The organism is Arthrobacter cryoconiti (assembly GCF_020905375.1).
Lineage (GTDB): Bacteria > Actinomycetota > Actinomycetes > Actinomycetales > Micrococcaceae > Specibacter > Specibacter cryoconiti.
Window position 1 is genome coordinate 38,155 of record NZ_JAJJBU010000011.1, and the last position, 11,620, is coordinate 49,774.

Sequence of the window (11,620 nt, forward strand, 5' to 3'; positions counted from 1 at the left end):
GAAAGTAACGAGGGCACGGGGGATATCTTTCCCCGTGCCCTCGAACTAGATATTGGAGTTATTTTGCGCTAGATACCGGAGCTTTTGCCGGTTTGCGTACAAACACAAGTGTGAAGACCAGGGCGGCCACCGCGGTGATGACCAGCAAGGAAAGCCCGATGGCGTATTTGTAGCTGGTGGCCTCGGAATTATAGGTCAGGCCCATAATAAGGGGCGGAAAGTAACCGCCCATTCCACCAGCGGCACTGACAATGCCACTGACACTACCGACCTTCCCTTCGGGGGAAAGCGCACCAACCCAAGCGAATACGCCGCCTGCGCCGAGCCCAAGAGCCGCAGCCAAGGCAACAAATATGGGACCTGCTTGGACGTCCGCGGCAGGCTCTAGAGCTACGAGCCAGCCCAAAACGGCAACGCCGGCCAATGAGAGAAGCACGACCGGCTTGGAGCCGATCTTGTCCGCGATGATCCCACCGATGGGTCGGGCGATCACTGCCGCCAGGGCAAAGCCGGCTGTTCTGGCACCGGCGGAGCTGGGATCAAAGGCATAAACGTCACGCAGGTACGTTGGCAGGTACGTGGCGAAGGAGACGAATCCACCGAAGACGACGGCGTATAAGAAGCACATCTTCCAGGTCACAGCGAGCTTGGCAGCATCCAGGAGCCTTGGAACAACGGGTTCGGTAGTGGGCTTCCACCCCGGGGCATTCTTCATGAAGAACCAGACCAGCACAGCCATAACGGCTAAGAGGGCGGCAACAAGAAGGTGCGTGGGCAGGTAGCCGATCGACGCCTTTAGCCGCGGATTCAAGAAAGCGGCCAGGGCGGTGCCACCCATGCCAGCGCCGAATACGCCAGTGGCGAAGCCGCGGCGGGCTGGCGGATACCAGGAGCTGACAAATGGTATGCCAACGGCAAATACAGTGCCCGCCACGCCCAGCAAGAAACCAGCTACAAGTACCAGAACAAAGGAATTGATGACTCCGCCCACCGCCACGAGGAGCACCGGAGGAATGGTGGCAACGAGGACAAACGTAAAGAGTGCCCGTCCGCCGTACTTATCGGTGAGGATGCCCACCACTATGCGGCCCAGCGAGCCAACAAAGATTGGCATTGCCACCAGAGCACCCATTGTTCCTGCGGAAAGGTGCATGTTGGTGGCGTAAAACGTACTCAGTGTGGCAATGAGGTTCCATGCCCAAAATCCCACCACGGAGGCACACGTGGCCAACGTAAGATTTAGGGCTTGGCCTTTGACGACCGACTTTTTTACTGCCGCTTGCGCGGTCTTCTCTGACATGGTCTCTCCCTCTAAGACGTGCCCACGGTGATGGTATTTGGCGAGCGGCTAGCGCTGCCGTGTGTCGCGGTCGTGCGTGCCTACATCGGACCATCCCGCCCGGTTGCGGACGCTGGGTCCCTTGTCACGGGAGCGGTAGACAATATAAGGGCGGAACAAGTAGTGCAGAGGTGCGGTAAAAGCGTGCACCAGTCGGGTAAACGGCCACACCATGAACAGCAGCATCCCCACCAGAGTATGGATGTGGAAGGACAACGGTGCGGCTGCCATGGAGGTGATGTTCGGTGAGAAAATGAACAGCGAGCGGAACCATGGGGACACCGTGTCGCGGTAGGTGAGTCCGTGCTCGTCGAAGAATACGCTCGCCAAGGTGGTCCACAGGCCGAAAATGATTGCCGCAACCAGCACCACGTACATGAGCTTGTCGTTGTTGGTGGTGGCCATGAAGACCGGACCAGTCTTCCGACGGCGGTAGATGAGGATCATGATTCCGCCAAGAGTTCCGAGCCCGGCAACACTGCCCACGAAAAGCGCATTGAAATGGTACAGGTCCTCGCTCATTCCGACAGCTGCAGTCCACGATTTGGGGATGATCAGACCAAAGACGTGCCCGGCGATGACAGCTAGAAGTCCAAAGTGAAAGATGGGAGAGCCGATCCGCAGCAACTTCGACTCGTAGAGCTGGGAGGATCTGGTGGTCCAGCCAAATTGGTCATATTTATAGCGCCAGATAGAGCCGCCGACCAGAATGACAACCATGACGTACGGCAAAACACCCCACAACAAGATGTCCACTTTTAGGCCCCTTTCATCGGCAGCAGGCGCGGGTCATAGGGGTCAAGCCCTACGGATTCTGTGGGCGGACCGTAGCCAGCCATGCGCATGACAGCTTGTTCATCCGCCGGGGAAGCCCCAGGCAGCGTATTGCAGATGGCTTGCAGAATAGCGGAATGCGCCAAGTCGTCGCGTTGGAGACCGAACTTGATCAGCTCAAGGCTGGGCCGGTACTGCTGCAGCAACTCCTTGCCAGCGTTCAGGTCCACTGTGGCCGTGTACTCAAGGACCATGGGCAAGTAATCGGGTAGTTCCCCGCGTGTGTCGACCAAGGTATCGGAACCGCGGTACACCTTCTTGAAAGCGCCTAGCACTTCGCCGCGCCGACGGGTGTCCCCATCGGTCCAATAGGAAAGATGGAGGGCGTGGCGCTTGCCGAGATCGAACTCCTTCACGTACACAGACTGCAACGCCATTAAATCTTTGCTCTCGAGGGCATCGAGAACGGGGGCAAATGCGGCCAGTGCCCCGGCAAACTCGCCGAGGGCTGCCCGCATGAGCGGTACGCGTTCCACAAGCTGTTCGTCGGGGTAGGACAGGCACCAAGCGGCAGCCAGAAATGTCACCTGATCGGCGCGGCTCATGAACCGCCCCCGCCTTCGGAGGTTGCCGCGCTTGCCTCAACTGGCGGCTCCGTTGGGTGGTGTTGTGGGAACAGGCCGGCAGGAGCGCCGTTTCCATCCCAGTTGAGCAAATTTACCCGGCCCTTCAACGTATCCGCACCGGCCACTGAATCTGAAGTTTGACGGTCCTTCAACGCGTTGAAGGTTTCCACGGCAACGGGGGTGGGCCGTCCGCTGGCTTCGCCGAAGGGGGAGCTGCCCATGGAACCCATCCCGGGTCCGCCGTCGAAGTCCAGGGAACAACCCATCTCCTCCAAGTCATGGGCCTGCTCGGCGTGCGCCTTTGGAATCACATAGCGTTCCTCGTACTTGGCGATCGCCATGAGGCGATACATCTCATACATGGTGGCCCCATCCATGCCTACTGAGGCGGGAATGGACTCATCGGGATCGTTACCCAAGGAGATACCACGCATGTAGGCCCGCATGGCGGCGAGCTTGCGCAGAACCTCCGTGACCAATTCGGTGTCCCCCGCCGTAAACAACTCCGCCAGGTACTCAACCGGGATACGCAGGGCATCGATGGCGCCAAAGAGCACGTCCTGATTCTCGGCGTCGTGGCCCTGCTCGCGGAGCAGATCAACCACGGGGGAGAGCGGGGGGATGTACCAAACCATCGGCATGGTGCGGTATTCAGGGTGCAGCGGAAGAGCCAGCTTGTAGACCTTTGTCAGGGCGTACACGGGTGACTTTTGCGCGGCATCGATCCAGTCTTCGGCGATGCCCTGCTCGCGGGCGGCTGCCATGACGGCCGGATCGTTCGGATCCAGCAGCACATCCATCTGCGCCTGATACAGATCCTTGGGATCGGTGACGGAGGCAGCTGCGGTGACAGCATCGGCGTCGTACAGGAAAAGCCCCAAGTACCGCAGCCGGCCCACGCAGGTCTCCGAGCACACGGTGGGCAGACCCACCTCAATGCGCGGGTAGCAGAACGTACACTTCTCGGCTTTGCCGGTCTTGTGGTTGAAGTAGATCTTCTTGTACGGGCAGCCGGTCATGCACTGTCGCCAACCACGGCACTGGTCCTGATCAACCAGAACAATGCCGTCTTCGACGCGTTTGTAAATGGCTCCGGATGGGCAGGAAGCCATGCAGGAAGGATTCAGGCAGTGCTCGCAAATACGTGGCAGGTAGAACATGAACGTCTGCTCAAATTCAAATTTGATCTTGTCCTCGGACTCGCGGCGCACCTTCTCCACGATCGGGTCCAAGTGTCCCATTTGCTCGGTGCCACCCAGGTCATCGTCCCAGTTGGCGCTCCACGTGATCTTCGTGTCCTTGCCGGTGATCAATGACTTGGGCCTGGCGACCGGGAAGTCATCGCCCAAGGGCGCGTCAACAAGGGTCTTGTAGTCATAGGTCCAGGGCTCGTAGTAGTCCTTGAGCTCAGGTTGGATGGGGTTGGCAAAGAGACCGAACAGCTTCTTCACGCGTCCGCCAGCCTTGAGCTTGAGGCGGCCACGCTTGTTCAGCTCCCAGCCGCCCTTCCACTTCTCTTGGTCCTCGTAGCGGCGCGGATATCCTTGGCCGGGACGGGTCTCAACGTTGTTGAACCAGACGTATTCCACCCCGGCCCTGTTGGTCCATGCCTGCTTGCACGTGACTGAGCACGTGTGGCAGCCAATGCATTTGTCCAAGTTCATGACCATGCCCATTTGAGCCATAACACGCATTAGTACTGCACCTCCTGGGAACGGCGACGGATGGTGGAAACGTTGTCTCTCTGGTTTCCTGTGGGGCCAAGATAATTGAAGGCATAGGTCAGCTGCCCGTAGGCGCCAATCAAGTGGGAGGGCTTAACCAATAGGCGTGTCAAGGAGTTGTGAATGCCGCCGCGACGTCCCGTAGCTTCAGACTTGGGCACGTCGATGGTGCGTTCCTGTGCGTGGTAAACGAACACCACACCCTCTGGCATACGGTGGCTGACCACTGCGCGGGCAACCAATACGCCGTTCATGTTCACGGCTTCCACCCAGTCGTTGTCCATGACCTGGATGGACTTGGCGTCCTGCGGACTCATCCACACGGTAGGGCCGCCGCGTGAAAGCGAGAGCATGAGCAAGTTGTCCTGATATTCGGAGTGAATGGACCATTTGGAGTGCGGGGTGAGGTAGCGGACCACCACCTCCTTTTCCCCGTTGGGACCGAACTTCGGTTCCCCAAATAGGCGCTGCATATCCAGCGGCGGGCGGTAGATCGGCAAGGCCTCGCCAATGTCGATGATCCAGTCGTGATCCAAGAAAAAATGCATGCGCCCGGTCAGCGTGTGGAATGGCTTGAGCCGCTCAATGTTCTGCGTGAACGGTGAATAGCGCCGCCCGCCCGTCTCTGAGCCGGACCATTCAGGGGAGGTGATGACAGGAACCGGCCCGGCTTGAGTCATGGCGAACGAAATGATCTTCTCCTCGGATCCTTCCGCCAGATCCGCCAACTTCACCCCCGTGCGCTTTTCCAGTTCCTTGAATCCGCTCACGGCCAGCTGACCATTGCAAGTTCCGGAGAACGTCAGGACTGCCTCGGCCATTTTCGCGTCGGTGTCGATCGCCGGGCGCCCGTGGGCAAAGCCGCCCATCATGACGCCGTTCGCCTTGGCTAGGTGTGCGAGTGCTTTATCCAGTTTGTAGTTGACGTCCTTGACCGTGAAGCCGAGTTTGTCTGCCAGAGGTCCGACGGCGGCCAGCTTGTGGGCGATCGCCGTGTAGTCCCGCTCCACAACAGTGAAGTTGGGCATGTTCGCCCCTGGTACGCCTTCAATGCCGTCCTCGCGCCAGTCGCGGACCACGCCGCCGGGTTGGGCGATCTGGCCCACGGTGTCGTGGATCATCGGCACGCTCACCAGGTCCTTGCGGGTACCCAAATGTTTGGCCGCTTGCCGGGAGAATTCCTCGGCCAGTAGATGGAACATTTCAAAGTCAGTCTTGGTTTCCCAAGGCGGGTCAATCGCCGGGGTAAAGGCGTGCACAAACGGGTGCATGTCTGTAGAGGAGAGGTCGTGTTTCTCGTACCACGTGGCTGCGGGGAAGACGACGTCGGAGAGCAAAGTGGTGCTGGTCATGCGGAAGTCCGCGGACATCAGGAAATCAAGCTTCCCCTCCGGCCCTTTTTCACGCCACTTGACCGTTTTTGGCTTCAGCGAGGACTCGCTGTCCTGGCCCATTACGTTGTTGTGTGTGCCCAGCAAATTGCGTAGGAAATATTCGTTTCCCTTGGCAGAGGAACCAAAGAGGTTCGAGCGCCACAGGATCAGGGTGCGTGGCCAGTTCTCGGGTGCGTCGATGTCCTCGATGGCAAGGTCCAGATCGCGGTTCTTCAGCGCCTGTGCGACCCATGTTTTCTCATCAGGGGCCTCGCCAGCCGCCACTGCCGCGATCGCTTGATCAGCGATGTCCAATGGGTTCTTATCGAAGAACGGGTAGAACGGCATCCAGCCCAACCTTGCGGACTGCGCCAGGGCGTCCGCTGTGTGCATGCCGTCAAGGCTGCCCGTGGACAGAGGAGACTTCAGTGCATCTGCTGAGTATCCGTCCTGGCGCCACTGGTCTGTGTGCATATACCAGTAGCCGGTACCGATCATGGTCCGCGGTGGACGTGACCAGTCCAAAGCGTTGGCTAGCGATACCCAACCGGTAAGCGGGCGCGTCTTCTCCTGGCCCACATAATGAGCCCAACCGCCACCGTTGCGGCCCATGCAGCCTGTCAACATGACCAGGGCCAGGACAGCACGGTAGGTGGTGTCGCCGTGGAACCACTGGCAGATCCCGGCGCCCATGATGATCATGGAGCGGCCCTTGGATTGTTCTGCGTTGCGAGCAAATTCGCGCGCCACGCGGATACAGGCCTGCGCCGGAACCGAGGTGACTTCTTCCTGCCATGCAGGGGTGTACGGGGTGCTGGTGTCGTTATAGTCTTTGGCCCAGTCTCCGGGTAGGCCGTCCCGGCCCACGCCATATTGGGCCAGCATGAGGTCGTACACGGTGGTGACCAAGTGCTCGCCCACCCTTGTTGTGGGAACGCCACGGTGTAGCACCGAACCTGTTCCCGTTGGATCCTCAAAGCAGGGCAGCAAGATTTCCACGGATTCAGTTGTGACCTCATCCATGCTCAAGGCCGGTTCGATCCCGGTCAAATCAAGGTTCCACTTGCCTTCACCAGTCTTGGAATACCTGTGACCTAGGGTCCCGTTGGGGATGATCGCTTGCCCCGAGACCTTGTCGAAGAGCATCGTCTTGAATGCGGCATCCTCTTCGTTCTCATGACCGGGGACGAAGGCAGCGGTGAGGAATTTTCCGGCGTTGTACGTGCCGTCGTCGTTCTTCACCAAGCGCACCAGGAACGGTAGGTCTGTGAACTGACGGACGTAGCTCTGGAAGAACGGCACCTGCCGGTCCACAAAGAATTCCTTGAGTGTCACATGCCCCATACCCATGGCCAGTGCGGCGTCTGTACCTGCCTGGGCGGGAAGCCATTCATCGGCAAACTTGGTGTTGTCGGCATAGTCCGGGCTGATGGCAATGACCTTGGTGCCTCGGTAGCGCACCTCCGTCATCCAATGGGCATCCGGGGTGCGGGTCACAGGGACATTGGAGCCCCACATCATCAGATAGGTGGCATCCCACCAGTCGCCAGATTCGGGCACGTCCGTCTGGTCGCCAAAGACCTGCGGGCTGGCCACGGGAAGGTCCGCATACCAGTCGTAGAAAGAGGTCATGACGCCGCCGATCAACTGCACAAAGCGAGTGCCGATGGCGTGGCTGACAATAGACATGGCTGGGATAGGCGAGAACCCTGAAACCCGGTCGGGGCCGTAAGTTTTGATGGTGTTCACGTGTGCGGCAGCCGCGATTTCCAAGGCCTCAGCCCACGTGGTGCGCACCAAACCGCCCTTACCGCGGGCGTTCTGGTAGCGGCGGCGCTTTTGCGGATCTCCGGCCACTTCGGCGAAGGCAAGGACGGGGTCGCCAAGGCGCTTTTTCGCCTCCCGGTACATTTCCACCAGCACGCCACGGGCGTAGGGGAACCGCACGCGGGTGGGGGAATAGGTGTACCAAGAGAACGCTGCGCCGCGGGGACAGCCACGGGGCTCATATTCAGGGCTATCCGGACCAACTGACGGGTAGTCCGTCTGCTGCGATTCCCACGTGATGATGCCGTCCTTGACGTACACCTTCCACGAGCAAGAACCCGTGCAGTTCACACCGTGGGTGGAGCGCACCACTTTGTCATGACTCCACCGGTCACGGTAGAAGATATCGCCCTTTCGTCCACCTTCGCGAAACACGGCCCGGGAATCGGCGGTCTCGTCCCATTTGGTGAAAAAGCGGCCCAGTTTCAACATCGCGTCCGACGCCGGACCATCGACTCCGGCAACAAAAGGTTCAGCAGTCATGGCACCAGACTAGGGGGCATTTCTCACGTTTTCTACCAGAAAAAGAATAGTCAACAAAGGGGTGCGCTAATTCTTGCTTGAAATATGCCAATTTTCGGGAACTTTGCGTTCACTCCGGCAAAAAAATAGTTTTCTTGTCCCGCCCCCGTGAGCCTAGAGGCGTCTAAATGTCAGATCAAAAATGACGCGTCCGGCTTTGTGTGCCTTGTTTTCAAAGCTGGTGAGAATACGCCCCTCGAAGCGGGGGGACCAACCACCAACACTGTCCGGATCTTCGCTTAGTTCGCAGTCCACGCCACTTAGGCGCGCCTGCGTGAGCGGGCTCTGTGCGCCCACCAGTTCACCTTCGTGGGCGTTGGTGAACAGCTCTGAATCCGTGCCGACATCTCGCATTTGTTCGGCGTAGGTGGACCAGTCAGTTGCCAGGCGCCACACTCCACCCGGTTCAAGGACGCGAGCCACGAGAGGGGCAAAAGTGTCCTTGACCATGCGGCGTTTATTGTGTTTTGTCTTGTGCCATGGATCCGGGAAAAACACCCACACTTGGCTGACGGAAGCTTTTTCTAACATGGTGGAGAGGACTTCCGGGGCGTTGGCTTGGACCACGCGGACATTGCTGAGATCGTTGGCGACGATCTTTTGGATGGTTTGGGCGAGCCCTGGCGTGTAGACCTCCACGGCCAAGAAGTCCTTGTCCGGATTTTCCTTTGCCGCGAAGACCACCGCGTCACCTAGCCCGGAACCTATCTCAACCACCAGGGGGGCAGTGCGGCCAAACTCCTCCTGTGCGTCGAAAACGTAGTCGGGGTGTACCGAGGTATCGGAAATGTGGCGGGGTACGTCCACGGCGAGGGTGTCAGAATGATCATCCCAGGCCTTTTGGCGACGACCCTGTAAGCGAGTGCCGCGGCGCACGAAGGAGACGGGCTGAGCCCGATAAGTGCCTTCGGCTGCCTGACTGCCGGGGGTGACCTCGCGGGCCGTGCCATCTGTGGTCCGTGGAGCTCGTTGTTCTGCGGGGGACGCGGGACCTGCGGGTCCGGAAGCTGGGGTTTCACTCATCACCTTAAGGGTACCGGTGGTTTCTGGCCGGTCTACGTCGACGGCGGACCTGCTGTGCCCGCTCGGGACGGCGCCTCATTCCGGACCCGCCGCGTGCCGGCCCGTCGTCGCGCGCCGCTTTCGTCCGACGGCGTGCCGAACTGGCGGGATGGCATGAAAGTTCACACGCCGTCGCCAATACGGCACGCCGTGACCGATCGAGGCGGGCACTGCAGCGCGCCCCAGCCACATTTTGAAGGTGAGATATGACACCAAGGTGCCCGTCCGGCGTCGTACCACTGGTAGGCTGAGAATACTTAATGCGTGTATTGCGCATTCTGCGTCGATGAACGCATTCAACTTGTCCCACCGTTTCCGCATTCGGACCCGCTCTTCGGGTGGTGGTTGACACGCTCTGGCATTGAATCGGCGAACCCGTGGTCAAAACTGGCCGTGGGACGTTGAACCGCCTTGAAGAAAGATTCTCTCTTTACATGACAACTTTTGCTGCCCTTGGTGCGCCCAAGGAAATTGTTGCTTCGCTTGCCGCCAACGGTATCGAGGAAGCATTCCCGATCCAGGTCAAGACCTTGCCGGATACGCTGGCAGGACGCGACGTTCTGGGCCGCGGCCGCACTGGCTCTGGTAAGACCATCGCTTTTGCCATTCCGCTCGTAGCCCGACTGGCCGAGCGTGAAGCACCATACTTCCGCAAGCCTGGCCGCCCCATGGGCCTGGTGTTGGCACCCACCCGTGAGTTGGCAACACAGCTCAACAACACCATCGAGCCCCTCGCCAAAGCAATGGGTTTGAACACCACGGTCATTTACGGCGGGGTCTCCCAGGCACGTCAGGAAAAGGCCCTGCGCGCTGGCGTCGATATTGTTATTGCCTGCCCGGGCCGTCTTGAAGACCTTATGAAGCAGCGCATTATCTCACTCGAAAACGTTGAGATCACAGTGCTGGACGAAGCGGATCACATGGCTGATCTCGGTTTCTTGCCGGTAGTCAAGCGCCTTCTGGACACCACTCCTACCCAGGGCCAGCGCATGCTCTTCTCCGCGACCTTGGACAACGGTGTGGACAAAATCGTCCAGCGTTACCTCTCCAACCAGCTCACTCATTCAGTAGATGAGGCCAAGGCCGCCGTCTCCACCATGGAGCACCACGTCTTGGTGGTCAACGACCAGACGGTGAAGAAGCAGGTCATTGTGGAGCTGGCGTCGGGCGACGGCCGACGCATTCTCTTCATGCGCACCAAGCACCACGCCCGCAAACTGGCCAAGACCCTGACCGACGCCGGCATCCCCGCAGTAGATCTGCATGGAAACCTCTCACAGAATGCCCGTGACCGGAACCTGGCTGAATTCTCCACCGGCGGGGTTCGCGTCCTGGTCGCCACTGACGTTGCCGCCCGCGGCGTGCACGTTGATGACATTGAACTGGTTATCCACGTTGATCCGCCGACGGAACACAAGGCGTACCTGCACCGTTCGGGCCGTACCGCCCGCGCCGGGCACGACGGCGTTGTGGTCACCTTGACTCTGCCGGAGCAGCAGAGCGACGTGAAGAAGCTGATGAAGGCCGCCGGTGTTGATGTGAGCTTTGAGCGCGTCACTGCCAGTTCGCCGGTGATTGCATCGTTGGTGGGCGAGGTTGCCCAGAAGGTTGATCCGCGCACCCGTGCAGCATTGCTCGCCGCAAAACAACCAGCTCAAGGTGGTGGGTCCTCCACCGGTGCCAATGCCCAGCGTAAGCGTGCCCGTACCGGTGCTGCCCCTACGGCTGGCGGTCGTGGTGGCCGGGGTGGACGCGGTCGTGTCTCCGCCGATTCCAATGACCGTTCAAGTGCAGCAGCGCACGGCAATCGTTCGGAACGCCGTGAGGCTGCGCCTCAGTCGGCTCGCTTTAGCGCAGAGGGACGTCGTCCCGCAGGCGAGGGCCGCTCTTCAGGCGAGGGCCGCCCGGCACGTGACGGACGTCCGGCACGTGACGGCGACGTCGCCCGTGGCAAGCGTTCACCACAAGGAGCCGGTTCCCGTGGTTCTTCGCACAGCAATGACGCCCCACGTTCTGCTTCGCGAGGCAGTGGCTCCGGTGCTGTATGGTCCTCAAACACCGGCGGTACCTCGGGTGGCAGTTTCAACTCCAACAGCTCGGGTGGATCTCGCGCAGGTGGAGCCCGCTCCGGTGGTCCGCGTAGGGCTTCGGCACCGGCGTCGAACCAGCGCCGCGGCCGCTAAGTAACCCTTACGAACTGTCCCGCAGTTGTTGTTGTAAATCCGGCTAATTAGCCGGATTTACAACAACAACTGCGGGACAGTTCGTAAGGGTTACTTAGCGGCCGCGGCGCTGGTTCGACGCCGGTGCCGAAGCCCTACGCGGACCACCGGAGCGGGCTCCACCTGCGCGAGATCCACCCGAGCTGTTGGA

Annotated in this window: 7 protein-coding genes; 1 reads left to right on the forward strand and 6 read right to left on the reverse strand. The window is 59.9% G+C overall.

Annotation, left to right across the window (positions count from 1 at the left end; genetic code table 11):
- Positions 1-58: 58 nt before the first annotated feature.
- The 6 genes from LOH53_RS06520 to trmB all read right to left on the reverse strand — a co-directional run bounded on the left by LOH53_RS06520 (position 59) and on the right by trmB (position 9,208).
- Positions 59-1,300: an MFS transporter gene (locus tag LOH53_RS06520; protein ID WP_230066925.1), complete on the reverse strand. Its 1,242-nt coding sequence runs from the start codon at positions 1,298-1,300 to the stop codon at positions 59-61.
- Positions 1,301-1,348: 48 nt separating this feature from the next.
- Positions 1,349-2,095, reverse strand: a complete 747-nt coding sequence (gene narI / locus LOH53_RS06525) for a respiratory nitrate reductase subunit gamma (RefSeq protein ID WP_326832748.1) — start codon at positions 2,093-2,095, stop codon at positions 1,349-1,351.
- Between the two features lie 2 nt (positions 2,096-2,097).
- Entirely contained in the window at positions 2,098-2,718 is a 621-nt protein-coding gene (gene narJ, locus LOH53_RS06530; RefSeq protein WP_230066926.1) for a nitrate reductase molybdenum cofactor assembly chaperone, read from the reverse strand.
- Positions 2,715-4,433 carry a nitrate reductase subunit beta gene (gene narH / locus LOH53_RS06535; protein WP_230066927.1) on the reverse strand — a complete coding sequence of 573 codons (1,719 nt, stop codon included), beginning with the start codon at positions 4,431-4,433 and terminating at the stop codon, positions 2,715-2,717. The genes narJ and narH overlap by 4 nt, the downstream gene beginning before the upstream one ends.
- Positions 4,433-8,146, reverse strand: coding sequence for a nitrate reductase subunit alpha (locus LOH53_RS06540; RefSeq protein ID WP_230066928.1), 3,714 nt, complete (start codon positions 8,144-8,146; stop codon positions 4,433-4,435). Before LOH53_RS06540 ends, narH begins: the two co-directional genes overlap by 1 nt.
- Positions 8,147-8,299: 153 nt before the next feature.
- Entirely contained in the window at positions 8,300-9,208 is a 909-nt protein-coding gene (gene trmB, locus LOH53_RS06545; RefSeq protein WP_230066929.1) for a tRNA (guanosine(46)-N7)-methyltransferase TrmB, read from the reverse strand.
- A gap of 473 nt (positions 9,209-9,681) precedes the next feature.
- Here trmB and LOH53_RS06550 point away from each other — a divergent pair, with 473 nt between their 5' ends.
- Positions 9,682-11,430 (forward strand): DEAD/DEAH box helicase, encoded by a 1,749-nt coding sequence (locus tag LOH53_RS06550; RefSeq protein ID WP_230066930.1) that lies wholly within the window; start codon positions 9,682-9,684, stop codon positions 11,428-11,430.
- The last annotated feature ends 190 nt before the right edge of the window (positions 11,431-11,620 follow it).

Coding starts and splice junctions, on each gene's coding strand:
- LOH53_RS06520 (WP_230066925.1), bottom strand. CDS start 1,300: ATGTCAGAGAAGACCGCGCAAGCGGCAGTAAAAAAGTCGGTCGTCAAA.
- narJ (WP_230066926.1), bottom strand. CDS start 2,718: ATGAGCCGCGCCGATCAGGTGACATTTCTGGCTGCCGCTTGGTGCCTG.
- narH (WP_230066927.1), bottom strand. CDS start 4,433: ATGCGTGTTATGGCTCAAATGGGCATGGTCATGAACTTGGACAAATGC.
- LOH53_RS06540 (WP_230066928.1), bottom strand. CDS start 8,146: ATGACTGCTGAACCTTTTGTTGCCGGAGTCGATGGTCCGGCGTCGGAC.
- trmB (WP_230066929.1), bottom strand. CDS start 9,208: ATGAGTGAAACCCCAGCTTCCGGACCCGCAGGTCCCGCGTCCCCCGCA.
- LOH53_RS06550 (WP_230066930.1), top strand. CDS start 9,682: ATGACAACTTTTGCTGCCCTTGGTGCGCCCAAGGAAATTGTTGCTTCG.